The 26,679-nt window shown below is 61.8% G+C and carries 26 protein-coding genes; 17 read left to right on the top strand and 9 right to left on the bottom strand.

Going from position 1 to position 26,679, the window contains the following annotated elements; all coding sequences use genetic code 11:
• Positions 1 to 51: 51 nt before the first annotated feature.
• On the bottom strand, positions 52 to 558 hold the full coding sequence (locus SU48_RS05720) for a transcription initiation factor IIE subunit alpha family protein (RefSeq protein WP_064014413.1): 507 nt from the start codon (positions 556 to 558) through the stop codon (positions 52 to 54).
• 478 nt (positions 559 to 1,036) lie between these two features.
• Here SU48_RS05720 and SU48_RS05715 point away from each other — a divergent pair, with 478 nt between their 5' ends.
• The 6 genes from SU48_RS05715 to SU48_RS05690 all read left to right on the top strand — a co-directional run bounded on the left by SU48_RS05715 (position 1,037) and on the right by SU48_RS05690 (position 5,586).
• Complete coding sequence (locus SU48_RS05715; RefSeq protein ID WP_231881694.1) at positions 1,037 to 1,468, top strand: hypothetical protein; 432 nt, start codon at positions 1,037 to 1,039, stop codon at positions 1,466 to 1,468.
• Entirely contained in the window at positions 1,465 to 1,899 is a 435-nt protein-coding gene (locus tag SU48_RS05710) for a hypothetical protein (RefSeq protein WP_157451090.1), read from the top strand. Before SU48_RS05715 ends, SU48_RS05710 begins: the two co-directional genes overlap by 4 nt.
• Positions 1,900 to 1,901: 2 nt before the next feature.
• Positions 1,902 to 2,105 (top strand): helix-turn-helix transcriptional regulator, encoded by a 204-nt coding sequence (locus SU48_RS05705; protein ID WP_064014410.1) that lies wholly within the window; start codon positions 1,902 to 1,904, stop codon positions 2,103 to 2,105.
• A gap of 40 nt (positions 2,106 to 2,145) precedes the next feature.
• Positions 2,146 to 2,943, top strand: a complete 798-nt coding sequence (locus SU48_RS05700; RefSeq protein WP_064014409.1) for an ATP-binding cassette domain-containing protein — start codon at positions 2,146 to 2,148, stop codon at positions 2,941 to 2,943.
• Between the two features lie 638 nt (positions 2,944 to 3,581).
• Positions 3,582 to 4,325 carry an ABC transporter ATP-binding protein gene (locus SU48_RS05695; RefSeq protein ID WP_064015872.1) on the top strand — a complete coding sequence of 248 codons (744 nt, stop codon included), beginning with the start codon at positions 3,582 to 3,584 and terminating at the stop codon, positions 4,323 to 4,325.
• A 22-nt stretch (positions 4,326 to 4,347) separates the two neighbouring features.
• Positions 4,348 to 5,586 carry an ABC transporter permease gene (locus SU48_RS05690; RefSeq protein ID WP_064014408.1) on the top strand — a complete coding sequence of 413 codons (1,239 nt, stop codon included), beginning with the start codon at positions 4,348 to 4,350 and terminating at the stop codon, positions 5,584 to 5,586.
• Between the two features lie 84 nt (positions 5,587 to 5,670).
• Here the strand turns inward: SU48_RS05690 and SU48_RS05685 are convergent, their stop codons facing one another.
• On the bottom strand, positions 5,671 to 7,371 hold the full coding sequence (locus SU48_RS05685; RefSeq protein ID WP_064014407.1) for a PRC-barrel domain-containing protein: 1,701 nt from the start codon (positions 7,369 to 7,371) through the stop codon (positions 5,671 to 5,673).
• 88 nt (positions 7,372 to 7,459) lie between these two features.
• Positions 7,460 to 7,594, bottom strand: coding sequence for a hypothetical protein (locus SU48_RS14415; protein WP_269446949.1), 135 nt, complete (start codon positions 7,592 to 7,594; stop codon positions 7,460 to 7,462).
• Positions 7,595 to 7,730: 136 nt separating this feature from the next.
• Between SU48_RS14415 and SU48_RS05680 the strand changes: the two genes are divergently transcribed.
• From SU48_RS05680 to SU48_RS05665, 4 genes are all read left to right on the top strand, one after another.
• The gene (locus tag SU48_RS05680) at positions 7,731 to 8,528 is read left to right on the top strand and encodes a DEAD/DEAH box helicase family protein (RefSeq protein ID WP_082869687.1); all 798 of its coding nucleotides are present in this window, start codon (positions 7,731 to 7,733) and stop codon (positions 8,526 to 8,528) included.
• The gene (locus SU48_RS05675) at positions 8,525 to 9,619 is read left to right on the top strand and encodes an enolase C-terminal domain-like protein (RefSeq protein ID WP_064014406.1); all 1,095 of its coding nucleotides are present in this window, start codon (positions 8,525 to 8,527) and stop codon (positions 9,617 to 9,619) included. Before SU48_RS05680 ends, SU48_RS05675 begins: the two co-directional genes overlap by 4 nt.
• A 133-nt stretch (positions 9,620 to 9,752) precedes the next feature.
• The gene (locus SU48_RS05670) at positions 9,753 to 9,989 is read left to right on the top strand and encodes a hypothetical protein (protein ID WP_231881693.1); all 237 of its coding nucleotides are present in this window, start codon (positions 9,753 to 9,755) and stop codon (positions 9,987 to 9,989) included.
• A gap of 73 nt (positions 9,990 to 10,062) precedes the next feature.
• Positions 10,063 to 10,650: a Uma2 family endonuclease gene (locus tag SU48_RS05665; RefSeq protein WP_064014404.1), complete on the top strand. Its 588-nt coding sequence runs from the start codon at positions 10,063 to 10,065 to the stop codon at positions 10,648 to 10,650.
• 83 nt (positions 10,651 to 10,733) lie between these two features.
• Here SU48_RS05665 and acnA read toward each other — a convergent pair whose 3' ends face one another.
• The gene (gene acnA / locus SU48_RS05660; protein WP_064014403.1) at positions 10,734 to 13,442 is read right to left on the bottom strand and encodes an aconitate hydratase AcnA; all 2,709 of its coding nucleotides are present in this window, start codon (positions 13,440 to 13,442) and stop codon (positions 10,734 to 10,736) included.
• A gap of 285 nt (positions 13,443 to 13,727) precedes the next feature.
• On the opposite strand from acnA, the gene SU48_RS05655 reads away from it, so the two are divergent.
• The gene (locus tag SU48_RS05655; RefSeq protein WP_064014402.1) at positions 13,728 to 13,916 is read left to right on the top strand and encodes a hypothetical protein; all 189 of its coding nucleotides are present in this window, start codon (positions 13,728 to 13,730) and stop codon (positions 13,914 to 13,916) included.
• A 19-nt stretch (positions 13,917 to 13,935) separates the two neighbouring features.
• On the opposite strand, the gene SU48_RS05650 is transcribed toward SU48_RS05655, so the two are convergent.
• The 3 genes from SU48_RS05650 to gatC are packed head-to-tail and all read right to left on the bottom strand — an operon-like array spanning position 13,936 to position 16,628.
• Positions 13,936 to 14,991 (bottom strand): type III polyketide synthase, encoded by a 1,056-nt coding sequence (locus SU48_RS05650; protein WP_407919266.1) that lies wholly within the window; start codon positions 14,989 to 14,991, stop codon positions 13,936 to 13,938.
• Between the two features lie 51 nt (positions 14,992 to 15,042).
• Complete coding sequence (gene serS / locus SU48_RS05645; protein ID WP_064014400.1) at positions 15,043 to 16,338, bottom strand: serine--tRNA ligase; 1,296 nt, start codon at positions 16,336 to 16,338, stop codon at positions 15,043 to 15,045.
• Positions 16,338 to 16,628 carry an Asp-tRNA(Asn)/Glu-tRNA(Gln) amidotransferase subunit GatC gene (gatC, locus tag SU48_RS05640; protein ID WP_064014399.1) on the bottom strand — a complete coding sequence of 97 codons (291 nt, stop codon included), beginning with the start codon at positions 16,626 to 16,628 and terminating at the stop codon, positions 16,338 to 16,340. Before gatC ends, serS begins: the two co-directional genes overlap by 1 nt.
• A gap of 139 nt (positions 16,629 to 16,767) precedes the next feature.
• Here gatC and SU48_RS05635 point away from each other — a divergent pair, with 139 nt between their 5' ends.
• From SU48_RS05635 to SU48_RS05620, 4 genes are all read left to right on the top strand, one after another.
• Complete coding sequence (locus SU48_RS05635; RefSeq protein ID WP_064014398.1) at positions 16,768 to 17,370, top strand: flagellar hook assembly protein FlgD; 603 nt, start codon at positions 16,768 to 16,770, stop codon at positions 17,368 to 17,370.
• 283 nt (positions 17,371 to 17,653) lie between these two features.
• Positions 17,654 to 18,877 (top strand): toxic anion resistance protein, encoded by a 1,224-nt coding sequence (locus tag SU48_RS05630; protein WP_064014397.1) that lies wholly within the window; start codon positions 17,654 to 17,656, stop codon positions 18,875 to 18,877.
• A gap of 14 nt (positions 18,878 to 18,891) precedes the next feature.
• Complete coding sequence (locus SU48_RS05625) at positions 18,892 to 19,590, top strand: nucleoside/nucleotide kinase family protein (protein WP_064014396.1); 699 nt, start codon at positions 18,892 to 18,894, stop codon at positions 19,588 to 19,590.
• 36 nt (positions 19,591 to 19,626) lie between these two features.
• Complete coding sequence (locus tag SU48_RS05620; protein ID WP_064014395.1) at positions 19,627 to 19,917, top strand: hypothetical protein; 291 nt, start codon at positions 19,627 to 19,629, stop codon at positions 19,915 to 19,917.
• A gap of 20 nt (positions 19,918 to 19,937) precedes the next feature.
• Here the strand turns inward: SU48_RS05620 and SU48_RS05615 are convergent, their stop codons facing one another.
• On the bottom strand, positions 19,938 to 21,824 hold the full coding sequence (locus SU48_RS05615; protein WP_064014394.1) for an ABC-F family ATP-binding cassette domain-containing protein: 1,887 nt from the start codon (positions 21,822 to 21,824) through the stop codon (positions 19,938 to 19,940).
• 221 nt (positions 21,825 to 22,045) lie between these two features.
• Between SU48_RS05615 and SU48_RS05610 the strand changes: the two genes are divergently transcribed.
• Together SU48_RS05610 and SU48_RS05605 are read left to right on the top strand one after the other, a co-directional pair.
• On the top strand, positions 22,046 to 23,575 hold the full coding sequence (locus tag SU48_RS05610) for a FecR family protein (protein WP_082869686.1): 1,530 nt from the start codon (positions 22,046 to 22,048) through the stop codon (positions 23,573 to 23,575).
• Positions 23,559 to 25,052 (top strand): CHASE2 domain-containing protein, encoded by a 1,494-nt coding sequence (locus SU48_RS05605; RefSeq protein ID WP_064014393.1) that lies wholly within the window; start codon positions 23,559 to 23,561, stop codon positions 25,050 to 25,052. The genes SU48_RS05610 and SU48_RS05605 overlap by 17 nt, the downstream gene beginning before the upstream one ends.
• Positions 25,053 to 25,219: 167 nt before the next feature.
• On the opposite strand, the gene SU48_RS05600 is transcribed toward SU48_RS05605, so the two are convergent.
• On the bottom strand, positions 25,220 to 26,668 hold the full coding sequence (locus tag SU48_RS05600) for an NADH-quinone oxidoreductase subunit N (protein WP_064015869.1): 1,449 nt from the start codon (positions 26,666 to 26,668) through the stop codon (positions 25,220 to 25,222).
• Positions 26,669 to 26,679: the final 11 nt, after the last annotated feature.

Genomic DNA, 26,679 nt, shown 5'->3' with positions numbered 1-26,679 from the left:
AAAATCGCCGCGCCTCCACAGTGGGAAAGCGCGGCGATGGGTGAACTTAAGTTACGCGACTTGCTTTTTCTTGGTGGTGGGGGCAGGGACGGCCTGCTCTTGTCCCAGCGCCTGCGTTTCCTTGAGGCGGAAGATGACCAAGCTGCCCACGAAGGTGCAGGTGATCATGCCGTGCGCGTTGAGAAGGCTCAGGGCCGTCATCACGTCTTCACGGGTCATGCGGAGCTGATCGCTCATGTACAGGGCGCTGTCGGCGCGGCCCTCAAGGTAGTCGCGCACTTTCTTGGCGTCGCCGGTCAGGGGGGTGGCGGGCACATCGGCCAAACCGGGGTCAGCGAGGCCGTACACGGCGCGGGTTCCGGTACCGGGGAGGCGGCGCACGCGGCCCTGATCAAGCAGACTGGCCAGCGCGGCGCGGAGGTGAGACAGGGCCAAGCTGGTGGTTTTCGCCAGTTCGGTTTCTACCCACTCAGGCTTGCTTTCCAAGGCTTTCAGCACCAGCTTTTCGTTGGCGCGGCGGGTTTCTTGCAGGTCTTCGAGGGTAGGGGGGTTAAACATGCACTCTCCTCCAGAGATACTGCGGAAATCGCCGCAGCAAGGGAACAACGTTTGAGAACTGCTCTTTTAACGGTGAATGGCGCTAGAATAAAAACTGAGCGGTCTGACCGGTTGATCTAAAACTACGGCTCAGCTGGGAAAAAACGTACAGATGATGAGCCAGAGCGGGATCTAGCCGCGCGTCGTCTTTGAACTGGGTACAGAAACGGCACTAAGCTCAACTTTCCCATAGTAACAGATTTGTTCTCATTTTGGATGAGCGAACGGCGAGTTGGCCTTCAGCATCGGCACCTGACGGCCAGCGGAAGCACGAAAGGTGGCGCATCTTAAACGGTTGCCGTGACTGGCAAAGGTGTGTCATCTCGCCTTCTGAGGCTATCTGACCCAACGCTTAACAAACACACAACCACCTTCTTATGTAAAAGAGACTTGACATCAGGTCAAGCTCGCTTTACTCTTGGTGTCAAGGAGGCTTGACATGAACGCGAGTGAATCTCAGGGCCGCTCTCAACCCACGCCCCGCGAGCGCCGAGTCAACAGACTGAGCTTGTGGATGGGGCTGGGCGGAGGCGGCGTCGCCCTGTTGGCCGCATTGGCCGTGACCATCGGGCGGGCGCAGAACATTCCCCTGTTCAACAGTTTCGGCGCGGGCGTGTTGGCGGCCCTGCCCCTGTTTTTCGCCGTCATGACCGTGCTGGGCATCCGGCAGATGGATGAATACGGACGGCAACTACATGCCCGCGCCGCCAGCATCGCCTTTTTGGTGGTCATGCTGCTGGCCGGAACGTTGATTTCGCTGGAGGCGATCTTCGAGTTCCGTACACCACCTTGGGCGCTATACGTGGCCGGAATGAGCGTGTGGGGCATTGCGGGCTGGGTTCTGGCAGCGCGGGACGGACGGGGGAAATGAGTCCCACTTCTTCCCCACCCAGTGCACCTGTACCGCGTGAACGCCAGATGCGCCGCACACAATGGGTAGAAGTGGCGTTCAGTCTGCTCGTTTTCGTCGGCTTGATCGTGCTGTTTCAATTCCCGTCACGGATTCCACCGTTTTTGGCCCTCATGATGCCGCTGACCCTCGGCCTGATGCTGTGGCAATACCGCACGATGGACGAATTTCGCCGCGCCCGCTACCTGAAAGCGTGGGCGGCGTCCGGCATCGTGGGAATGACGGCCATGACCGGCCTCATCGCTTGGGGAGTATTTGGCGCACTGGACGGCAGTTCTATCCGCAACAACGTTCAGCTCTCTGTGTGGCTGCTGTACATCCCTTGGGGCATCAGCCTGTTTACCTTTTACGCCGTCACCGCCTTCTTGTACCGCCGCGACACAGGCGGGTAAGCATGGACAACCGGATTCGGGTGCTGCGGGCCGAGCGCCAATGGACGCAAGCCGACCTAGCCGCCGCGCTGGACGTGAGCCGCCAAACTGTGAACGCCCTAGAGACGGGCCGCTACGACCCCAGTTTGCCATTGGCCTTCCGCTTGGCACGGGTGTTTGGGCGAAGTATTGAAGAGATTTTCAGCGATCCAGAGGGAGTGCAATGAACCGGGACGCCGCACCTCTTGGCGTCGGGCGGGCCACTTGATGTTGACCATTGAGAAGGTCAGCAAATCTCTTGGGGACAAAAGCGTCGTGTCGAACTTGTCTTTCGACTTTGATGGCAAAGTCTTGACTCTGACGGGCAAGAACGGCGTGGGCAAGACGACCCTGCTGAAACTGCTGGCCGGACTCCTCGACGCAGACTCCGGCCAGATCATTTATGCCCATAGTGGAATTTATGCCAATGGAGGGCAAACACCACGCGGTTCACGCGTCTCCTACGCTCCATCGAGGCTCAGCTTCGGCTTGAATCTGCCTCCCCGCTTTTTCATCCAGACCTTGATGCAGGCCAAAGCAGACGGCTTGAATGCCCGACAACTCGATCAACTCTGGGAAGACTGGCTGATTCCACCCCACGCACGTTGCGTCCATGATCTGTCGTTTGGAAATATCCAGAAACTCAACTTGATTCAGGCCCTTCATTCAAAGGCCCAAGTCTGTATTTTCGACGAACCGACCAACGGTTTGGACGCGGAGGGAAAGGCCTTGTTTTTAAGCCACCTCGAACTCATCAACGACGCGCTCATCATTATTTGCTCGCACGACATAGACACACTGCATAAGATGTCCGGCACTGTTTATACCCTCGCTCAAGAATCGGACGGCTCGACTTTGAAGCCGACTGTTTGGGAGGCCAGCTACACAATAATCTACGTCTATTCGGGAGAACGGGCGTCTATCAACATTCCCGCCCCAGAACTTGATGCGACTTTGCACCGCCTTTCTCGTGACGCCTCTATCGAAGATGTCATCAAATTGCCGTTCGGAACGCAGATGACGTGAATCAGGTTATGCACAGTATGCGGTTTCAGCTCCGGGAATATACCGAAACGACCCGGCTGATCGTGGAATTGATTTTGGTTGCAATCGGATTTATTGTCATCAGTCCGGCAGACAGCCCAAGGGAATCCACTGTTCTGGTTTTATTTGCCGCCTATATCTTTTCGTTGGTGTGCTGCTTCCGTCTGTTGCCCCGATTCGGCGGCAGCACCAGAGACTTATTCGCGCTCGCTTTAGGACGCGGAAGATTCGAGTTGTCGCAAGTCGGTTCGGCGTTGGCCCTCGCCTTGGCAGGAAGCATGGCACTGGGACTGTCTATCGTCGTGACTGGCGGCGCTGAAGCTTTATTGTTGCCCAAGATAGTCCTTCAATGCATGATGGCCTGCGCTCTGTGCGGCGCGACCATCTTTTCTATGCCCACACTGACCACCTCTCCAGTAGTGCCCATCGTCTACGGCCTCGCAGGGTTCATCTATCCCGTTCTGGGCGACCAGTATCACTGGCTCGGCTTTCTCTTGGCTTCAGGAGACGGCTTCTTTCTTTCCAAAGCCGTGCTTATTCTCGCCTGTGCCGCTTTCATCTTTAAACGTTCGCAGACCCGCGACTACATCTCAGAACAATTCCAGAATCGGAGGCACGCTATGCTTGAAATCCAGAATCTCACCAAAACATATGGCAAACACACGGCACTCTCGGACGTGACTCTTTCTGCCCATGACGGCGAAGTGTTTGGGCTGCTGGGGCCGAACGGGGCGGGCAAGACGACGCTTTTGCGTTTGCTGGCAACCCTTCTCACGCCTACTTCGGGCACGGCGACTGTGGCGGGCCATGATGTGCAGCGCGACCCAGAAGCGGTGCGGCGCGTGGTGGGCGTGGTCAACGGCGGCATGGGCCTACCCGCCCGCCTGACCGGGCGCGAAGTGCTGAAATCGTTTGCGGGGCTGTACGGCATGAGCCGCAGCCAAACCGACACGCGCATTGCCGAACTGGACGAGAAGCTGGAACTGGGCCGCACGCTGGATGTCCGGGCAGGCGAATACAGCACCGGGATGCGCCAGAAAGTCGTGATCGCCCGCGCGGTCATTCACGATCCCGCCGTGCTGATCCTCGATGAAGCCTCCAGCGGCCTCGATATTTTTGCGCGGCGCACGCTGCTGGATTTTGTGGCCGCCACCCGCGCTCCGGGCCGCCTGACCGTGTATTCCACCCACGTGATGAGCGAGGCCGAGGAGGTCTGTGACCGCATGGCGATTGTGCATGAAGGAAAATTGGTGACGGTGGATACGCTGGGGGGCATCTTGGCCCGCACCGGCGAACGCAATCTGGAACGGGCATTTTTTGCGCTGCTGCGCGGCACGCCTGCGGGGGGAACCTATGCCGTCTAATTCCGAAACTCTGCGCCCCGACATGGTGTGGCACGTGGCCGTGCGCGATTTGCTGGCTACGTTGCGAGACCGCCGCACGCTGCTCGGCACCATTCTGATTCCGCTGCTGCTGATTCCCCTGTTTACGCTGGGGCTGCCGCAACTGCTGGGCCAGTTTGTGGGCGGGCAGCAACAGGAGCGCCAAAAGGTGGGTGTAGTGGGAACCTTGCCCCCGGCACTCCGAACAGCCCTAGAGCGCGACGAGAAAGCCCCTGACGGTTCGGTGCTCCGTGCGGGCGTGACCCTCGTGGCTGTCACCGACCCCCGCGCCGCAGTGGCAGACGGCGATGTAGAAGCCGCGCTACGTGCGCCCGCCGCCCTGCCTACCCGTGCTGGCGACGGCACCGGCACACTAGAGGTCTACGCCAAACTGACCAGCTTGCGTGCCCAAACCGGAGCGTATGGCAAGGTGGAAAACACCATCGACGCCTACAACCGCACGCTGACGCTGGAGCGCCTGACCGCGCTGGGCCTCAATGCCGACACCCTCACGCCTATTCAAATTAAGCCTGTTGATGCCAGCCCACCCCAGCAGCAACGCAGCGGCCAATTAGCATTCCTGATTCCTTTGCTGATGCTGAACTTTATTTTGACGGGTGCGATGGCAACAGCGCTGGACGCCACCGCAGGCGAAAAGGAGCGCGGCACGCTGGAAAGCCTGCTGGTCTCCCCTGTTCGGCGCGGCGAAGTGGTGGCCGGAAAATTGCTGGCAACCACGCTCACAGCACTGACCAGCGCATGCTTCAGCGTCCTCGGGTTCCTTGCCAGCGGATTCGTCGCGGGCCTGCTTCAGCGTGGGCAGTCGGCCAGCAGCGCGGAATTGTCGCAGGCGTTCGGGGGCCAACTGAGCCTCAGCTTCGGCGCGGCAGTGGCCCTGATCGGAGCCGCCATCAGCGCCGCCCTGCTCATCAGCGCCATCCTGATCGCCCTCAGCATCTACGCCCGCTCGTACAAAGAGGCGCAAACCTATGTCACGCCGCTGAGCCTTGCCATCGTGATTCCCGCCGTGCTGCTGCAATTCAGCGACTTCCTCAGCACCGGGCCAGCCTTGTACGCCATTCCGCTGTTCGGCTCTATGCTCGCCATTCTGGACACGGTGCGCGGCACGGTCACGGCCCCGAACGTGCTGATCGCCATTGCCGCCAATTTGCTGGGCGCGTTCGTACTGGCCCTCGTAGCGCGGCGTTCGTTTGGCCGGGAAGAGGTGATTTTCCGGAATTGATTGGCAACCATCGAACATAAAAATAGAGTGGGCAGCCTAAGTAAAAGCCGCCCCACTCTATTTATTTTTGCCTTGAAACCCTGCTTACAGAGGGCGCTGAGGATCGTTCGTGTTGGCGGGAACGTTGGGTGTATCGCCCAAGTCGCTCTGGCCTTCCAGTGCCGCCGTACCCGTTTCGTGCGGGCGAACGCTCAGGGGATCGATGGTCACGGTTTCCTTGCTGATGCTGTCCAGCAAAATGTCCAGCACGTCGCCGCTGCGGGCCGATTCGACGGCCTTGTGCGTCACGATTTCACCGATATTGAGGATGATGGAATCGTCGGGGGCCAAGATCACGCGGTTGACCGGACGCCCCAGTGCGTCGCGGATTTTTTGTTCCTGCGCTTCCTGCTGACGGTTTTCCAGCGCTTCTTCGGTCTGCTCGCGCTTCTCACCAAACCAGCTCTTGGCCTTGTCGATCAGATTGCTCGCGCCTTCGCTGACGCTGGCGACGCCGCCCGCCAAAGCTGCGGTTGCGCCTGCACCAGTCGCGCCTTCGGTGGTGGCCTTGGCTCCGGTGGTGGCCGCAATCAGGGCGGCTTCGGCGTTCAGGTGGCGGGCGCGGTCTGCCAAAGCAGGGGTCACGATCTGGCCCTGCGCGGCCACGAGGCTGCCGCTGGGGGCACGCACATCAGATTTCACGCGGCGGCCCACAGTCGCTTCCAGCGAGTTCGGATCCATCTCGCGGCGTTCGCGGATGTCCTGCACGCTGTCGGAGATCGAGCCGCCGGTGGCCGCTGCGGTCAGTGCCCCCAGTTTGCCCGTCTGCTGGGCACGTTCGGCCTGAAATGGGGTAATGGTCACGCCCTTATGCACGATCACTTCGCCCGTGTCGGTGGTCACGTCGCTGCCTGCGGTTTTGCCCACCACGTAGGTCATCTGACGGTCTGCGCTGGCGGTTTTCATGTCTTCCATGCCGCCCTGCACGCGCTCTTTGGCCGAGTCGTAGGCTCCGGCCAGCACGCCGCCAGTCGCGGCAGTTGCCAGTGCGCCCAACTTGCCCGCACCTTCAGCAGCAGTCACCTGCTCTTCGGTGATGGTGTCGCCCTTATGCACGATCACGGTGCCGTCTTCCAGCGTGATATCGCCGCCCGCCGTCTTGCCCACCGAGTACTCTTTCTGGCGCTCTTTGGTGGCCTCGGCAATATTCTCGTAAGCGCCCTTCACACCCTCGGCAGCACTCTGGTACGCCCCGCTGATGCTCTGGCCCGCCGAGTGGAGTGCGCCTTGCAACCCGCCCGCTTCACTTTCCTGCATGGCGGCAGCCACGCTGATGGGCACGATGGCCGCGTCGGTGCCGATCTGCACGCTTTCGGGCGTGGGAATAAAGGTGCGCCCGCTGCTCAGGTCAGAGAACAGGCCGCCCGTGGCCTCGTAGCCTTCCACGTAGCCGGTGCTTTCATCAAAAAACACGTCTGCAATTTTGCCGAGGTTCTGGCCGTCGGTGGTCAGCAGGGTCATCCCGATCAGGCTCACGTCGCTGTTCAGGGCGTCCGACAGGCGGCCATCTTCGCGCGTGCCCGTCACGTCTTCGGGATTGCCGATCATGATCACGTCTTCGCCAAAGGAACGGATTTTCTCGAAGGGCACGACTTTCGCGGCATGGAACCAGCCGCCCTCATCGACAAGCAGGCCCAAGACTTGATTGCCCTGATGATCAAAAATAACGTCGCGCACGCTTTCGACGCGCTCGCCTGTGCTGATGGCGACGATGTTGCGCCCCAAAATTTCTTTGCCTTTAATCATGGTGGACTCCTGAGATGATGCACATGTGAGGGGCTGAAACGGCGGCAGGGCCAGCCTGAACCTGTCAGGCCAACCCTAACTTGATGCCTTAGAAGCCGAGATCTAAGATGCGCTGAGGTTTCAGGTACAGGAAATAGGCCAACAGGAACAGTGCCACCAGAATCAGGATGATGAGCAGGATGGTGCCGCCGCCCCCACCTTTTTCGCCTTGTAATCGTGCCATAGTCGCCTCCGACTCAGAGTCTAGGAAGGAAGCACCACAACTGTGCATGCCGGGCGCTTACGGCCACTTGACCCAATCTTGTGCCAGTCTTTACATCGGCGGGGGCCGGGCAAAGCCGAGGCGCTAGCCTGACCCGGTGAATGTGCCTGCCAACAGAGCTGTGACCCTGCCTTTTTTGCGTGCTTCTGCCGAGGCTGACGCCCACGAATCGCCGCTCTCCAGTCTGCCGCTGACCGTGCTGGTGGGCGTGACAGGCGTGGGCAAGAGTACGGCGCTGGCCGCCCTTCAATCGGCAAACTCTGGAATGAAGGTCTTGCCAGACCGCCGCGACATCACCGACGCTGTGATGATCTGGCCCCGTGCAGGCGGCTCCATCTCTGACCGCGAAGAACGCTTTCGACTGACCGCCGAGTACCGCGCCGAGCATCCCGGCGGCATGGCGTATGCGTTGGGCACGCTGCTGGCCGACACCCGGCACTGGGGAAATCAGCCTGTCTTCGACGGATTGCGCGGGCTAGAGGAAGTGCAGTACGCGGCGGCGCACTTCCCCGCGTGGCGATTTGTGGCGCTGGGTGCGCCCGACGCCGTGCGTGTCCGCCGACTGCTGGGCCGCGCCGACGCCTTCGATCAGGTCACAGGGGGAAGTGCGCCGGATTTGCGGCAGGCTTTAGCTGAATTGAAGGGCGTGCAGGACGTGTTCACTCCCGCTGAGTTGGATGGATTGGCCGCCCTAACCGATCAAGGCTTTGCCCCCGCCGATATTCTCGCCAAAGTCAAGATCGTGGTGTCCGAGCGGCGCAACTATGACCCACATGCCGCCGAGCAGTTTTTGCGAACGCTGCCGCCCACGCGTGCGCTGGTCTTGGATACAGTGGAGCTAGACCCAGCGGGTGTGGCCGCCAGCGTTGCAGCTTGGGCAGGAGCGGGAGCGTGACCAACACGGCCAAAATTGTCCGGATTGAGGGGATTCCCTACCGCCTGCCGCTCACATCTGCCTTAGCGTGGGGCGCACATTCGGCCCTGAATGCCGCCGAGCATGTGCTGGTGCGCGTGACGTTGGATGACGGCACGGTGGGCTTGGCCGAAGCGCCGCCCCGCCCCACCATCTACGGCGAAACGCCCGCCAGCGTGGTGGCAATCTTGGCCCACCTCGCGCCTGCACTGGTGGGCCTGCCCATTGCCGATGCCCACGCCCTGAACCGGGTCAGAAACAGTGTCGCCAACAATCACACGGCACGCGGCGCACTGGATATGGCGCTATGGGATGCACGGGCGAGGGCGGGCGGGCAAACGCTGTTCGACACACTGCTGGGGCCGAGCACCCGCGTGCGCGTCAGCTTTATTTTGGGCATAGACACGCCTGCCGGAATGCTGGCCGAAGCGGGGCGCGTGGTGGCGGCGGGCGTGCGCTGCCTGAAGGTGAAGGTGGGCCGGAATCATGCCCGCGATCTGGCCGTGATTCGGGAGTTGCGGGCCACTTACGGGGAAGCGGTGCAACTGTACGCCGACAGCAACGAAACGCTGACGCCCACAGAGGCTCCTGCCGCGCTGGACGCCATGCGTGAAGCAGGGCTGACCTATGTGGAGGAGCCGTTGCCCGTGCGTGACCTGCGGGCGCGAGTCGACCTGCACGCCCGCCACATCCTGCCCATCGTGGCCGACGATTCCTGCTTCCTGCCCGCCGACTTGGCCCGCGAACTGGACTTTGGCACCTTCGATATTCTGAATGTGAAGACGGCCCGCAACGGCTTTACCGATGGCCTAGCGATGTTGCAAGCAGCGGCGGCGGCAGGCAAACGCGGCATGGTGGGATCGCAAGCCAGCACAGGCCTGGGCACGGTTCACGCCGCGCTGCTGTCCACGCAGGCCGAAGTCACCGAACCTTGCGAACTGAGCTTCGTGCTGAAGCTGCAAGATGATCTGCTGGATCAGCCAATCACGTTTCAAGACGGTTGGCTGGATGTCACGGCACTGAGGAACCATGCAGTAGATCCGCAGAAGCTTGGGCACTATCAGTTGATGTGAGTTCATGAAGAGTGCGCGTCACGCATTAAGAACTTGTCTACAAAACCTTCTTTTTTGTGACGTTCTTGGAACAGCAAGGGCTGCAAAATGAGGTATGGATCAAGAGATGCTTAATGCTCTAGCTTTGCCCTTGATGTTTGGAGTAATAGGCGGCGTCTACGCCTACACCCGTTTTCCCGAACGCCGCCCCCGCGTATTGCTGGTGCTGATTCTGATGCAACTTGTCGGCGCTTATGCTCACGCGACTCAGCCCGGCATGCCCCTGTTCATTTTGCTCGGCCTGTTCAGCCTTGTGGTGCTGGGCCTGATGCTGCACTGGTTCCAGACGCCCCAACCCGAACACGCCACCGAACGCGTACAGAAGGGCTGAAAACCAAGTGAGAACCGCCGCTTCCCATGTTGGAGGCGGCGTTTTTGCTAGGTTGTGGACGTACTATAGAGCTATGAGCGCCCCTGCCCTGCAAACAATTTCCGAGGAGGAATACCTGCGGACGGAAGAGGAGAGTCCCGTGCGCCGAGAATATATCTGGGGCTTCGTGTATCCGGTACACGGTGAGGAGGGGCCACACGCTCAGGCGGGGGCCACCAGCAGACACGGCCTGATCTGCATGAGCATCGGGGCCAGTTTGTACCGTCCGGCGCTTAAAGCAGGCTGCCGCGCTTACCAGAGTGATATGAAAGTCCGGATTCCGCAGTTTCGCGGCGTTACCTACTACTATCCCGACGTGGTGCTGACCTGTGAACCTATAGAAGACGACGCCACCTCTATTGAGTCGCCCTGCTTGATTGTAGAAGTCCTCAGCCCCAGTACCCGCAATTTAGACCGCCGCGAAAAACTTTTGGCTTATACCGATCTACCCAGTTTGCAAGGCTATTTGTTGGTAGATACAGCCACTCGTGCTGCCCGCCTGTACACCCGAAACGGCGAGAAGTGGAACGAAGATTATCTAGAAGAGTCAGGAGTATTAAAGCTCCCCTGCGTTGACGTAGAACTGAGCTTAGATGAAATCTACGAGGGTGTGAATCTGTAGCTTTACTATACTCCTGACAAAGCAAGAGGGCCGATTCATTTAACGAATCGGCCCCTTCTCAACAAAGTCAGTAATGTTTAGGCTTACGCCTGAGCGACTTCACCCTTAGCCAGAATGCTCCGCAAGACGGTTTGCAGGATGCCGCCGTTTTTGTAGTAGTCGATTTCTACAGGCGTATCGATGCGGCACTGCACGGTCACGATGCGGCTCTGACCGTCTTTGGTCACGCGCAGGCTCACGTCTTGGCGGGGCTTCAGGTCGCCGGGCAGCAGCACATCGAAAGTTTCGTCGCCCGTGATGCCCAAGCTCTCGGCGCTCTCGCCGTTCTTGTATTGCAGCGGCAGCACGCCCATGCCCACGAGGTTGGAGCGGTGAATACGCTCAAAGCTCTCGGCCAGCACGGCCTTCACGCCCAGCAGGAAGGTGCCCTTGGCGGCCCAGTCACGGCTGGAACCCATGCCGTAATCTTTGCCCGCCAAGACCATCAGCGGAATATTGCTGGCCTTGTAGTTCTGAGCCGCGTCGTAGATAAAGCTGACTTGCCCGGTGGTGTAGTCGGTGGTATAGCCGCCTTCCGTGCCGGGGGCCAACTGGTTCTTCAGGCGGATGTTGGCGAAGGTGCCGCGCGTCATCACGCGGTCATTGCCCCGGCGCGAGCCGTAGGAGTTGAAATCCTTGGGCGCGATACCGTTCTCCATCAAGAACTTGCCAGCGGGTGTATCGGCCTTGAAGCTGCCTGCGGGGCTGATGTGGTCGGTGGTCACGGAGTCGCCCACTTTCACTAGCGCCCGCGCACCCTCGATGCTCACCACTTCACTGGGGCCGCCTGCCAGATTCTCGAAGAAGGGTGGGTTCTGGATGTAGGTAGAATCGGCGTTCCAGTCGTACAACGCGCCCTCGCTGACCGGAATGGCGTTCCAGTCGGCGTTGCTCTTCTCGATGCCGTCGTAGACCTTCTTGAACATCTCGGCGTTGATGGCCCTATCCATGATGGCCTGAATTTCGGCGTTGCTGGGCCAGATGTCGCGCAGGTACACGGGCTGACCCTGCTGGTCGGTGCCGATGGCGTCGTTCACGATGTCGTTGACCACGGTTCCGGCCAGCGCATAGGCCACCACCAACGGGGGCGAGGCGAGGTAGTTGGCGCGGATATGCGGGTTCACGCGGCCCTCGAAGTTGCGGTTGCCCGACAGCACCGACGCGACCACCAGATCGCCCTCGGTAATGGCCTGCACCACAGGTTCGGGCAGCGGCCCACTGTTGCCGATACAGGTCATGCAGCCGTAGCCCACCGTGTTAAAGCCGATCTGGTCAAGGTAGGTTTGCAGGCCCGCCATCTCCAGATATTCGGTGACCACGCGGCTGCCGGGGGCCAGAGACGTTTTGACCCAAGGCTTGGACTTCAGGCCCTTCTCGACGGCTTTTTTGGCGACAAGTCCGGCGGCGATGAGCACGCTGGGGTTGCTGGTGTTGGTGCAAGACGTGATGGACGCCAGTGTGACCGCGCCGTGACCGATCTTGATGTCGGTGCCGCCGATGGTGCCCTGTGCGCTCAGTTGGGTTTCGGTGAGTTCGAAGCCGCGTGACTTGACGGGTGCGGTCAGGGCTTCGGCAAAGACAGTGTGCATGCCGTCCAAGTTCACGCGGTCTTGCGGGCGCTTGGGGCCTGCCAAACTGGGAACGATGGTGCCCAAATCGAGTTCGATGTTGCTGGTAAAGGTCGGATCAGGCGTTTCGTCGGTGCGGAACATGCCCTGAGCCTTGTAGTACAGCTCCACCAATTCGATTTCGTCCTCCAAGCGTCCGGTGCGGCGCAGGTAGCGCAGAGCCTCGTCGTCTACGGGGAAAAAGCCCATCGTCGCGCCGTATTCGGGGGCCATGTTGGCAATCGTGGCGCGGTCAGGCAGCGTCATGTTGCTCAGGCCGGGGCCGAAGAACTCCACGAATTTGCCCACCACGCCTGCTGCACGCAGCATCTCGGTCACGCGCAACGCAAGATCGGTGGCCGTCGCGCCTTCAGGCATCGCGCCCGTGACCTTGAAGCCCACGACTTCGGGCATCAGCATGTAAATAGGCTGGCCCAGCATCACGGCTTCGGCCTCGATGCCGCCCACGCCCCAGCCCACGATGCCGAGGCCGTTGATCATGGTGGTGTGGGAATCGGTGCCCACGAGGGAATCGGGATACACCACGATGCCGTCGTCTTCGGGGCGGCTCTGCACACCTTTGGCGAGGTATTCGAGGTTGACTTGGTGAACGATGCCTGACGCGGGCGGCACGACGCCGAAGTTGTCGAAGGCTTGCTGGCCCCAACGCAGGAACTCGTAGCGTTCGCGGTTGCGCTCGAATTCCAGCGCCATGTTGTTGGCGAGCGCAAAATCGGTGCCGAATTCGTCCACCTGCACCGAGTGATCGATGACCAGATCGACGGGGATCAGCGGGTTGATCTTGTTGGGATCGCCGCCGAGGGCCACCATCGCGCTCCGCATGGCCGCCAGATCGACGACGGCGGGCACGCCCGTGAAGTCCTGCAAGATGACGCGGGCAGGCTTGAAGGGGATTTCGACTTCTTCGTTGACGGCTTTCCAGCCTGCCACCGTCCGCACGTCTTCACTGCGCACGTCGTAGTCGTTGGCTTCGCGCAGCACGCTTTCCAGCAGCACCTTCACGCTCACCGGAAGCTTGCTGATATCGAAGCCCTGATCCTGCAATTTGTTGAGGTTATAAAAGTAGAGTTTTTGCCCAGCCCGTGTGGCCAGCGTGTCCCGCGCACCGAAAAGATTCATCGCCATGCTCGCATCTCCTCTTTGAGAATCCTGTGTTGGAACCGGTTTCAGATTCCGGCTCTTGAATGCCCAGTGTTGTCACCCGGCAGGTCATCTCGACACCTACCATCATAGTCTTTCACGCGCAGCACGGCACCCGTTCCCCACACAGAGACGCCGTTACCTCTGTAGAGACAACACGGAAAAGGTGCAGTCGAAGGGTCTTGAGCAGACCTTAAATAACCAACCAGAGGGCAAAAAGGCGCGTAGGCTGAAGGCCCCCTCAGCCCCTTATCTTCTGGAGGTCTGCTTATGAGTGACGATCACACCAAGCCCGCCCCGCCCGCCCGTCATCCCGAAGGCGGCAACAAAGACACCAACGATCTGCACGATATTAAACAGGTGCAGGACACGGGCATGGCTGAAAAGGCCAAGCAGGTAGACCAGTTGCCGGATGAAGTGACCTCTCCGAACATCAATTTGCCCCAGCAGAATCGGTAAGAGTTAGGCGGGGCTGGATTCAGAATTCCAGCAACACATGCTCGGCGCTGAACCCCGGCCCCATCGCGCTGAGGAGGCCATGCCCACTGGGACTGCCTTTCAACACTTCTTCTAAGACAAACAACACGGTGACGCTGCTCATGTTGCCGTGCGCGGTCAGCACGCGGCGGCTGGCGTCCAGTGTGCCTGCGCCGAGGCCGAGGGCTTCTTCGTAGGCGGCCACGACTTTAACTCCGCCGGGATGGACGACATAGGTCAAGTTGTCGGAATGCCAGCGCTGAGTGGCTAAGGCCTCGGCCACGTTCTGGCGCATCATGGAACGCACGAGCGCCGGAATATCTCGGCTGAAACGCACTTTGAGGCCTTCATCCACCACGTCCCAGCCCATGATGTCGGCAGAATCTTCGATCAGGGTGGAATATGCGCCGGGAAGGGCCACCAACGGGGCTGGGCCGGGCATGTCTGCTGCTGTGACCACCAACGCCGCGCCGCCATCGGCGAACAGGGCAGTGCCCACGAAATTACTCTGAGATTCATCCCCTTTCACGAGGGTTAGGCTGCACAGTTCGACGGCCACCAGCAGCACACGCCGGAAGCCTGCACGCACCAGATCGGCGGCCCGCGCCAAGCCCGCCGCCCCGCCTGCACAGCCTAATCCCCAGATCGGCAGACGCACGGCGTGGCGGTTCAGACCCAGAGTATCGATCAGGTGGGCATCCAGACTGGGCGTACTCAGGCCGCTGGTATTGACCACCAGCACGGCGTCTACCTCCTGCGGCGCCACCTCGGCACGCGCCAAGGCTTCCCGCGCCAGCCGAACCGTCAGGGCGCGGCCTTCCTCGATAAACACCGCGTTTTTTTCGCCCAAGCCGCGTGGCTGCAAGTACCAGTCCAGCGGGCGGGCTATGGCACGCGAGTCTATTTGCGCGTTGCTGAACACATCCAGCATGCCCCGGCGGGCCGCCATACGCGGAAAGAGGGTGCGGGCGGCTTCACGGATCTCGGTTTGCGTTGCGCGGTAGGGCGGATGCCCCGTGACCAGAGAACGGAGGACAGGAGCAGGGGCAGAAAGCATTGGCCGCATTCTGCCCCCTGTGTGTGGCTGTTGTCGTGCTCAGAGTGACGGTTAGGAGGCCGTGACCGCTGCCGCCGCCCCTTGCCCCAGCACCTCGCGCCCGCCCAGATAGGGACGCAGAGCGGCAGGCACGCGAATGGTTCCATCGGCCTGCTGGTGGTTTTCAAGCAAGGGAACCAAGATGCGCGGCGAGGCGATCCCGGTGTTGTTGAGCGTGTGGGCGAACACCAATTTGCCGTGTTCGTCGCGGTAACGCAGACCAGTTCGGCGGGCCTGCCAGTCGCCCAGATACGAGCAGGAATGCGTTTCACGGTAAATTTGCTCGCTGGGTACCCACGTTTCTATGTCGTACATCAGCACTTTGCCCGCGCCCATATCTCCGGTGCAGTTCTGCACCACGCGGTATGGGAGTTCCAGCGCTTGCAGCAGGGCTTCGGCGTTCGCCAAAATCGCCTCAAACCAGCGCATGGCTTCTGTCTCATCGGCCCGGCACAGCACATATTGTTCAACTTTGCGGAACTCGTGCACTCGAATCAGGCCACGGACATCACGCCCCGCGCTGCCTGCCTCACTGCGAAAAGCGGCGCTGAGGGCGGCAAACGCCATCGGGAGAGCTTCCAGCGGCAATTGCTCGCCCGCGTACAGGCTGTTCACGGGCACTTCGGCGGTTCCGGCCAGCATCAAGTCGCTGCCGTCTATTTTGTAGACCTGATCTTCTCCGCCCGGAAAATGCCCGCTGCCCACGAAGGTTTCGGGCCGCACGAGGGCGCTGGTGGTCAGGGGAGTAAACCCTCTGGCAGCCAGAAAATTCATGGTGAAGGTCAGCACGGCCAGTTCCAGCATCGCCGCGTCGCCCTTCAGCAGATAGCTGCGGCTGCCGCTCACGCGGGCGACTCGTTCCGGGTCAGCCCAGCCGTGCTTTTCCAGCAACTCCACATGATCTAGGGGCGTGAAGTCGAAGTGCGGCAAGGTTCCTTCGCGGCGCAGTTCCACGTTCTCGGAATCGTCGCGGCCCACCGGCACCGATTCGTGCGGAATGTTGGGCACGCGCAACAGCAGTTGGCGCAGCATGTCCTCGTGGGCGCGGAGTTGCGGCTCCAGCGCCTTCAGTTCCTCGCCCAAATCCTTACCCTTCTGGATCAGGGTGGGGCGCTCGTCGGGCGTGGCTTTGGGCACCAACTTGGCGTTGGCGTTGCGCTCGGCCTGCATCGCTTCCACACGCTGCTTCAGTTCCAGCAGTTCGCGGTCAACTTGCAGCAACTCGTCCAAATCCAGCGTCACACCTTTTACGGCAATGGCGTGTTTCACGGCTCCGGCGTTCTCGCGGATAAATTTCAGGTCTAACATCAGTCGGCCTCTACGGTGCGGGGCACACGGATAAAGTTGTCCTGCATCTCGGGGGCGAGGGCGGCCACCACCGACACGTCGAAGGCCTCTTGGGGCACGTCGTCGCGCAGCACGTTCACCAGATTCACGGGGCGCTGCATTTCGGCCACACCTTCGGTGTCTACGGCGCTCAGCTGCTCAAAGTACCCCAGGATGGAGTTCAGGTCATCCTGCATGGTCTGGCGTTCTTCGGGGGTCAGTTGCAAGCGGGCAAGCTGCGCGAGGTGGTCTATCTGGGCCGCGTCAATCATGCCCCGGAGTATACGGGGGGAGAGGATTGGGGCGGCATCGGCAGGGTGGCGTAAGCTCTCAGGCCCGCCCCGACTGAACCTGACCGCCACATTTACCCGCGCTCACCCAGCGTCAGGCCGGAACGTGCAAGGTAAGGCTATGTCTAACAGAACACCCGTGAAGTTGCTGACCATGCTGGCCCTCTCGTGCGCCGTTTTGGGTGCCGGAATGGGGCAGGCCATCGATATTAAAGACATTCCGGCCCTGCCGCCTACCCGCACTGCGACTCCTGCGCCCACCACCCCGCTCACTCCTGCGCCAACTGCACCCACAACGCCCGCCGTCAGTGCTCCCACTACGCTGCCCACCACGGGCAATCCACTCACTCAGCCCTACCGCGCCGCCTTGGTTGGCCCCAGCACCCTGACCCCCGGCGGCGAACCCGGAGTCTGGACACTACAACTGACCAATACTGGCACAGCGGAAATCAGCATCGATCACGGCGCGTGTGACTTGCGCTTTGAAGTACTGAACGCGGCAGGCCAGATCGTGCGCCCCGATCCTAAAAACGGCATCTGCACCCTGCAAATGATCTTAACCCGCGCCAACGCAGGCGAAACCATCAATGTCCTTAAGATCAACTGGGACGGCAAAAATGGAGCAGGCCAAGCGTTACCCGCAGGCCAGTACACCATTCGTTCGGCCTTCAAGGGTCAGGGCTATCTGATCCGTCCTGCCGATGTGCGGGTGACGCTGAAGTAAACATGCTGTGGGTGAACCCCCCCGTTGCTTGCGCAACGCCCCCCCTTAAGGGGAGGACAAAGGCTTTTGCGCTCCCCCTTTAAGGGGGGCTGGCTGCGAACTGGTACAGCTCCGAAGGAGAGCAGACTGGGGGGGTCACCCGGAATTGTTGGCTAAAGGGCAGGTGTGAGATGGTGATTCCTCTCCCCCGCCCTCTGCTTTGTTTGGGCGAAAGCTGGGGCACAAACTCTCTCCACCTTTCGCCCGATGCAACCCACACCCGTTTGAGTGCGTACTGGGTGGCATGAGCGATAAATCCGGCCCACTCTCGCCGCTGACCCCACCCGAAGGCCTGAACGTGCCCGCTTCCGTGCCCCAAGTCGGCGCGGGCGACGCCTCCGACATGGTGCCGCTTTCGCCGGAAGACCGCGCCCGGCTGGACACGCTGGCCCGCGCCTTTGTGGAAGATGTGCTGTCGGCAGGCACGCACAGCGACACCTTCAAGCGCAAGCTGGACGCCGTACACGAGTTGGGCGCCCAGGAGCAGCGGGCGGCGGCGCAAGTATCGAGCCGCATGATGGAACGCCCGCTGCGGGCCTCTAAAGCCGGGGCATTGGCCGAGGGCAGCGACATTTTGCGTGGCCTGACCGACTTGAGGCGCACCGTGGAAGACCTCGATCCTTCCCGCACCCCCACCGTGCGCGGGTTTTTGGGCAAGCTGCCGGGTGGACGCAAAGCCCAGAACGCGATGGACAGGTATCAGAGCGCCCAATCGCACTTGAACGCGATTTTGGAGACGCTGTACCGCTCTCAGGACGAACTGCGGCGCGACAACGCCAGCATCGAAACCGAGAAGGTTCACCTGTGGGAAACGATGCAAAAGCTGCGGCAATACGCGCATGTGGGCAAATCGGTGGACGACGCCCTGAGTGCCCGCCTGACTACGCTGCAAGCCACCGACCCCGACAAAGCCCGCATCGTGCGCGAAGAGTTGCTGTTTGCCGTGCGCCAGCGCGTCACCGATCTGCTCACGCAACTGGCGGTGGGCATTCAGGGCTACCTCGCGCTCGATTTGGTGCGCCGCAACAACATGGAACTGATTAAAGGCGTAGACCGCGCCAGCACCACCACCGTCAGTGCCCTGCGAACCGCGATTATGGTGGCGCAGGCGTTGGGCACGCAGCAGGCCGTACTGGGCCAAGTGACCGCGCTCAACGACACCACTGGGCGCATGATCGGCAGCACCGCATCTTTACTGAAACAGCAATCCACCGAAATTCAGAAGCAGGCGGGGAGTGCCACCGTAGACCCGCAGATTATTCAGGCCGCCTTCCGCGACGTGTACGGCGCACTGGACGCCATCAGCACCTACCGCACGCAGGCGTTGGAGCGGTTTAAGGACACCATTTCGGTACTTGACCGCGAGGTGAGCCACGCCCAAACGTACTTGGATAGGGAACGTCAGCAGGCCTCACGGGACGTAGCGTTGGGACTGAACGTAACGGAGAAGGGAGATTTGAAGCTTTGACGTTGAGGCACCTCATGCCGCGTCAAGACTTATTGCTAGCAATAGCCCAGCGGTGGCAAAATCTCCCGGCGCGGCCTGTCTTGCGCGTGGCAGTAGACGGCGTGGATGGTGCGGGCAAAACCACCTTTGCCGATGAACTCGCCCACCTGTTGCGAGATCAAGGACGGCCAGTGATCCGGGCCAGCGTAGACGACTTTCATCATCCGTGTGCTGTGCGCTACCGCTTAGGCCGGACTTCCCCAGAAGGGTTTTACCGGGATTCCTACGATTACGCTGGCCTGAGGCTGGCCCTGCTTGACCCATTGGGGCCCACTGGAACGCTGAACTACCGGGCCGCTCTCTTTGACGTAGACACAGATCAGCCGCTGGAACGGGCCGAGCAACAGGCTGAACCCGGCACCATTCTGATCGTGGATGGACTGTTTTTGCATCGGCCCGAATTGCGTGGGATTTGGGATGATTCCGTCTTCCTGCGCGTAGATTTTGCCGTCTCTGTGCCGCGTGGGGCAGCGCGTGGCCCCGGCTACGGCTCGCCCGACCTGCACGCGGAGAGCAACCGCCGTTATGTGGAAGGCAACCGCCTGTACTTTCATGAAGCTCAGCCGGAACAGTGGGCGGGCGTGGTGGTGGACAACAAAGATTTACACAACCCGTTTGTCTGCGCTCATCCCGATGACTCTCCTTCTTTATTCCCTGCTTTCAAGACTCCCTAAAGGCCGCCCACCCCGCCCCTGCGCCAGACTGCGCCCATGAATCTCCAAGACGTTGTGACCGCCTTTGAATCCGCCTACACGCCTGACCCCCGCGAAGGCCTGAGCGTGACGCATGAAGTGATGGAGGGCAAGCTGCAAATTGAGGTGCGCCACCAAGATCAGGACGCCCTGCGCGGGTTTGACGTGGTGGCCGAGCCGCTGGAAACCGAACACCGCAGCGCCGCCGACTTGGGCCGCGACATGGCCGAAGTCGTGGCCCGCGAGTTGGCGTATGGGCAACTGTCGGCGGTGGATGAAGAAGGGAAATTCAAGCGGATTGTGGTGTAAGACAGCTAGAACTTACTGGTTTACCCGCCCTTTTCCTCAACTTCCGCTTGCTTGTCGCTCCATTCGGCCACCTTCGCTTCCAGCTCGGCCTCTAGGTCGTGGGCGGCCTGCCCCAGTGCGGCGTAATCGGCCCCCGCGCCCGCCGTGTGCAGGGCGTTTTGGGCGTCCATCAGGTGCGCTTCCAAGCGGGCAATTTCGGCCTCTAGCACTTCCACTTGGCGCTTGAGATGCCACAGGCCTTTGCCTTTGGCGGGCGCGGGTTTGGGGGCGGTCACCACAGCCGGTGCCTCGGCCACCACAGGCTTATGTTTGGCCTTATAGTCGGCCCAGCCGGGATATTCGTAGAACAGGCCGTCCTCGATCAGCCAGATCCGGTCAGCCAGTCCCTCAATGAAGGCGCGGTCGTGGCTGACCATGATCAGGGTGCCCGTAAACGCGGTCAGGGCTTCTTCCAGCGATTCCACCATTTCCATATCGAGGTGGTTGGTCGGCTCGTCCATCACCAACAGGTTGTGGTCTTCCTGCGCCAGCTTCAGCATCGCCAGCCGCGCCCGCTCGCCGCCCGACAGAATCTTGGCCTGCTTGTCGTGCTGATCGTAAGGAAACATGAAGGTGCCCAACAGGTCATGGGCTTCCGGGTCTTTGGACACGTACTCACGGGCCACGTCGTACAGCGTTTGGTTGGGGTCTACGCCGCGCAACGCCTGATCGTAGTAGCCCACCGTGACTCTTGCGCCAGTGAGAACACGGGCGCGGGGGTCGTTGCTGGCCTCTAAGCCCAACAAGGCCTTCAGCAGCGTGGTTTTGCCTGCCCCGTTGCGGCCAATAATAGCCACGCGCTCGCCCCGGCGCAGTTGCACGTTCACGTCTTCAAACAGGGTGCGCGGGCCGTGCCTGCCGTCTATGCGGCGCGTCACGTGGCGGGCGTCCAGCACCACGTCTCCGCTTTCCGGCGCGTGGAACACGATGCGGGTGGTGCGTTCGGCGGCGGGCGGTGCGGCAGTGGCGCGGGCCTGCATGCGGTCTACGCGGGCCTGCATCGCTTTGGCACGGCGGGCCAGCTTGCTCATACCAAGGCCCCAGATTTTCATGCGGTCAGCGCTGCTTTGTAGGGCGGCCACCTGTTTGGCATCCTGCGCGGCGGCGGCGGCCTGCCGTTCCAGTTCGGCGTCCAGATTCTCGCGGAACACGGTATAGCCGCCCGCGTACACTTTCAGGCCGCCGCCGCGCAGGTAGGCGGTTTCGCGGGTCACGGTATCCAGAAAAGTCCGGTCATGGCTGATGACCAGCACCGCGCCGGGATAGCGCGAGAGGAAATTTTCCAGCCATTCCACCATCACGATGTCGAGGTGGTTGGTCGGCTCGTCCAGCAGCAGCACATCGGGGTTTTCCACCAATAGTGCGGCCAGTCCTAGCCGGGTGCGTTCGCCGCCGCTGAGGGCCGACACCAGATCGGTTTCGCGGCCCCGGAAGCCGAACGCCAGCGTCACGGCATCTTTGCGGCTGCGGCGCTCGTAACCCCCACGCCTCACGTAATGTTCCAGAACGGCTTCATGGTGCATCACACTTTCGGGCGTCCCACTGCTCATAGCAGCGGCGGCAGCTTCCAATTCGGCTTCCAGCGCGTCCAGATCATGAAAAGCGGCGTCCAGAATGCTGTCCACCGTAGACCCGTCGGCAAACACCGGGTCTTGACGCAGCGCCCGCACCCGCACACCCGGCGCACGGCGCACGATTCCCCCATCTGGGGCTATTTCTCCGGTCAGCAGACGCAGCAGCGTGCTTTTGCCCGCGCCGTTGCGTCCCACCAAGCCCACGCGGTCACCGGGTTGAACGGCAAAAGTAACGTCTGAGAGCACGGTCAACGGCCCATATTCTTTGATGGCATCCTGCACGGCAACAAGCACGCCCTGTACTATACCGCTCAGCAGTCAGGTTCCCTTTCGGCGCGCCCCCACTTCTGAACGCCCCGCCCTCTCTTGATGTCAACTTTCTGGCAGTCAGATGTAATATTGTCAGATTCTTCGCTTAGACTGGAAGGGTGAAGTTGTCTGCTCAGGTTTCTACTCCCCAAAGTCTCCAAGTTCAGGCTTCCCTGAAGGGCGGCCTGTTGGCAAGACTGTTGGGAATGAGCCTCTGGGTGGGCGCTTTGGGCCTCGGACAAGCCAGCGCACAGGCGGCGTTCCTGACGGTACGCGACGCGGCGGGCCGAGTGGAAATTCAGGAAGCGGGCAATGTCTGGCGTACACAGGCCGGAATATCGAGTGTTGCGCTCGGCCTCCGCACAGGCACAGGCCGCGCCGTCCTTCAAAGCGGGACAGGGCAGGTGGTGGTGGGCAGCGCCTCCCGACTCCGAACCTACCAAGAAGAGGCCGATCTGCTGGAAGGACAATTCCTGCTGCGCGGCCCGGTGGCGGTGCATGTTCAGGGCAACCACCTGTTTATAGACGGAACGGGGCAGGTGCGGGTTGACCTCGCGCCCGGCGGTGCCACGCTGCGGGTGGCGGTCATCAGCGGTTCCAGCCGTCTGGCGATGGGTACCCGTATTACCAGCGTGCGGGCCGGTCAGCAGATTGCCCTCAAGACCGGACAGATCAGCGATTTCCGCGAAACCGATCCTTGGTACGCGGCCCAGTTCAGGGGAGCCGGAACCGCCACTATCGAGGCCACTCGCGGCGGCGTCAAGCTGTTCCGGGGTGGGGCCGCCTCTGTAAATGCTGCTGTAGGGGACAATCTGGCTGCGGGCGAGCGCCTGACCACCGACACTGGGGCCTGGGCCGAGGTGGGCTTCAGCGGCGGCGGCTACCTGCGCCTGACCGAACAGAGCGAACTGAGCGTGATCGCCATAGACAAAACCGCGCAGGGCCGCGAAGTGACGCTGCAACTGCTGCGCGGCAGTGCCTGGAACGTGGTGCAAAAGGGGCAGGGCGGCTACAAGATCACCACGCCCGTGATCAGTACGGCGGTGCGCGGAACTGTTTTCCGGGTCGACGCCAGCGGGTTGGTCAAGGTGTTCGAGGGACAGGTGGCCCTTCCCAGCGATGAGGACGCCACCGTCTCGCAGGGTCAGCAGCAGCAGCAGGGCGGCCAACTTCAGCCCCTGACCCCCGACGCCCTCGACGCCTTCAATATTGCGCGTGACGCAGAACGGGCGCGGCCCTTGGTGTTCAAACTTGACCCCACGCCCAGTAGTTTGCGGGAGTTGGCCTTGTCTGCACGTAGCCTGCCCGACGCCACCGTGACCGCCACCATTGCCGGACGCACCGTGAACCTGAGTGCCGCGGAGGGCGCAGAAGGGCTGTTCCGGCTAGAGCGCCTGCAAGACACACTGCCAGAAGGTGAATACGCCGTGCAGGTGAAGGCCACCCGTTTCGGCCAGACGGTCACACAGACGCGCCAGATTCGCCTCGACCGCACCGCGCCCGCCCTCAGTAACCTGAAGAGCAGCGTCACAGGCCGCATTCTGACCCTGACCGGACAGGTGGCAGATGCAGGCACAGCGCAGCCTCTGTTGACTGTGGCCGTGGGCGACCTCAGGTACACCTGGCGCGTGCAGGGCAACTTCCGTGTGCTGCTGCCCGCGCCCGCATCTGCCGTTCCCATCCGGGTCAGCGTGCAGGACGGAGCCGGAAACGAGAGTTATGCTGCTCTCCCCTGAGAGCTCGCTGGCCCGCTATACCGTTCCGGCGGCGGCAGTCTTGGCGGCGGCCCTGGCCCTGCTGCTGCCCGACAATGTGCGGCTGCAAGACGCCCTGAACCGCGCCCTGCCCAGTCCCGCCGACACACGGGTGGTGGTGGTGGGCATCGACGACGCCAGCCTGCGCGATTATGGACGGCTCGACAGTTGGCCCCGCGAACTGTACGGTCAGGCCCTCAATACGCTGGATGAGGCGGGGGCGCGGGCCATCGGCATCGACGTGATCCTCAGCGATCCGGCGCAGAACGATCAGCGCTTGGCCGACGCCTTTAGCCGCCCGAACGTGGTGCTGGCGACTGCCCCCGGCGAAGACAGTCCCGCCAACCCCGACTGGCGCTCCCCCACTGGAGTCAGCGCCCTGAATATTGCCTCCGATGGCTTGGTACGTTCTTTTCAGGCCGCGTACCGGGAAAACGATACGGCCTCGGCCCAGAGCAAACTGGTTCCCAGCTTGGCCCGGCAGGTGGCCGTGATCGCGGGGCGCGACGTGCCGCTGGACACCACTCCGCGTGTGCTGCGCTACAGCCGCCCCGATCTGGAGCGCCTGCCCGTGCTGTCCTTCCGCGATGTGGTCAACGGCAATGTGCGCTACAGCGATCTTCAGGGCCGGGTGGTGCTGATCGGCCTAACCGCGACTGGGCTGGGCAACGGCGGTCTGGGCGGCCAAACCCTGCGCGACGTGACGGGCGAGGTGGTGTCCGGCGCGCTGCTTCAGGCGCGGGCCGTGTCCAGCCTGCTCAGCGCTCCTTTTCAACCCATTCCCGTGTGGCTGACCGTGCTGCTGTGCGTGCTGGCGGCCAGTGCGGCGGTGCTGGCGCGGGGGCTGTGGGGATTCGGCATCGCGATGCTGGCGCTCTCGCTGGCCGTTCCGCTGTGGCTGGCCAACATCGTGCTGCCGGGCGTGACCATTTCGCTGGCGGCCATTTTGGGCACGGCGCTGGTGGCCCTGGAGCGTTGGTGGAATCTGCGAAATCTCGGCACCCTCGATCCGCTCACCGGCTTCGGCAACCGCCTCGCCTTCACCCGCGCCGTAGAACACCGCTGGGCCGCCCGCACCGAACGCCCGCTGGGGCTGCTGCTGGTCGATCTGAGCGGATTTCGCAAGGTCAACGATACCTATGGCCGCAACGCCGGAGACGAACTGCTGCGAGACCTCGCCGCCCGCATTCAGACCCACAAGCGCCGGGGCGACGTGATTTTCAGGTGGGGCGCAGACGAATTCGCCATTCTGCTCGACAACACCGACGATCTGGATTTGGCCGTGATCACCGAGCGTGTGCAGCGCAGCCTCGATACCATCCAGTACCGAGATATTCCGCTGCGGGCCAGTGTGGGCGCGGCCACCACCACCCCCGATATCCGCACGCCCATAGAACTGATCGAGGCCGCCAGTCGCAGCCGCTACCGGATGAAGTACCAGCGGGATCAGCGGGAGTAGGAACGGCGGAAAGGTAGCTCGTGGAGTGTGGAGTGTAGAAGAAGTGGATAAAGAAGGGAGGCCGCCCGAGTTGGACGGCCTTCTTTGTTGTGCTCACAAACAGATGGGGGGTGAAGACATCCGGTGTTGGTAGGGGGTTGACCACGATCCACCCCCCACCCTCTCCCCTATCTTCCCGCCAAAAACAGCCAGATCGCCGGATTTTGTACCCAGCCGTACCAGATATTGGGCAAAATGCCCAGCACCGTGACGCCCAGCACGCCCAGTACGACGGCAAAATTGGTGGGCGTGCGCTGACCGTTCGGGTATTCGCGGGCAGGCGTGCGGTCAGGCATAAACATTAGCATGGCGGGGCGCAGGTAATAGATGAGCGCCGCCACGCTGGTCAGGGCCGCCAGCACGCTGATCCAGACGTACCCGTTTTGGAAGGCCGCCTGAAACGCCAGATACTTGCCGAAGAATCCGGCGAAGGGGGGGAGGCCCGCCAGCGACGCGAGGCACACGGACAGGGCCACCGCGTAGGCCGGATGGCGGTAATACAGGCCACGCAGATCGTCGATTTCCATACCCATTTCGTCGCGCTGGAGGGCAGCCACCACCGCCAAGGCTGCTGCCGTCATCAGGGTGTACACGAGCAGGTAGTAGCCCAGCGCCGCGCCGCCCGCTTGGGGGGTTCCCAGCAGACACATGGCGAGGAATCCCGTGTGGGCCACCGCCGAATAGGCCAGCATTCGCTTGAAGTTGCGCTGCAACAGGGCCGCCGTATTGCCGATGATCAGGGTGGCCGCCGTCAGGATTTGCAGCACCGAGGCCCAACCGGGCGCGTCGGCCAAAGCTCCGCCGAACACGCGCAGCATTCCGGCAAACGCGGCCACCTTCACCACCGTACTCAGGAACAGGCTGACGCTGGTAGGCGCGCCGCCGTACACATCCGGCGTCCACTGGTGAAAGGGAGCCAGGGCCACTTTGAAGGCGAACCCCGCCAGCATCAGCAGTGCGCCGCCCACCAGAATGCCCACGTTTGCGGGCGTAAGGCCGCTGGCTTTGGCGGCAATGTCGGCGTAATTGAGGCTGCCAGTCGCGCCGTACACGAAGGCGATGCCGTAAATGAGAATCGCGCTGCCCACTGCGCCCAGCAGGAAGTACTTCAGGCCCGATTCCTCGGCGCGGCGCGAGGCTTGCAGGGTGGCCAGCACGTACCCGCTGAGGCTCATGATTTCCAGCCCGATCAGCATCACGATCAGGTCACCGGAAAAGGCGATCAGGAGCGTACCCGTAATGGCGTACATCAGCATGGCGTCGAATTCGGGGAACGAGACGCGGGCGCGGTAGGCCGTGTCTAAGCTGACCAACAGGGTCATGATGCTGCCCACCAAGATGGTGAGGCCCAGCAAAATGGCGGCGTTGTCGGCTTGCAGGCCGCCGCCGAACGCGGTTGTGCCCGTGTCCCAGAGCGTGATCATGGAGACGCCCGACAAGACCAACATGACCAGATTGATGATGGTCAGGGCGCGGCGCGGCAGGTTGAAGCCCAGCACCGTGCTGGCGATGGCTCCGGCCAGCACAATCAGGATGGGCAGCATGGCCGCCAGTTTCACATCAGGAATTTGCAACACGGTTTCAGGCA

Origin of the sequence: Deinococcus puniceus, assembly GCF_001644565.1 — a bacterium.
Taxonomy (GTDB): domain Bacteria; phylum Deinococcota; class Deinococci; order Deinococcales; family Deinococcaceae; genus Deinococcus; species Deinococcus puniceus.
The sequence above is the reverse complement of the archived record's forward strand: the minus strand, read 5'-3'. Positions and strand labels throughout refer to the sequence as shown.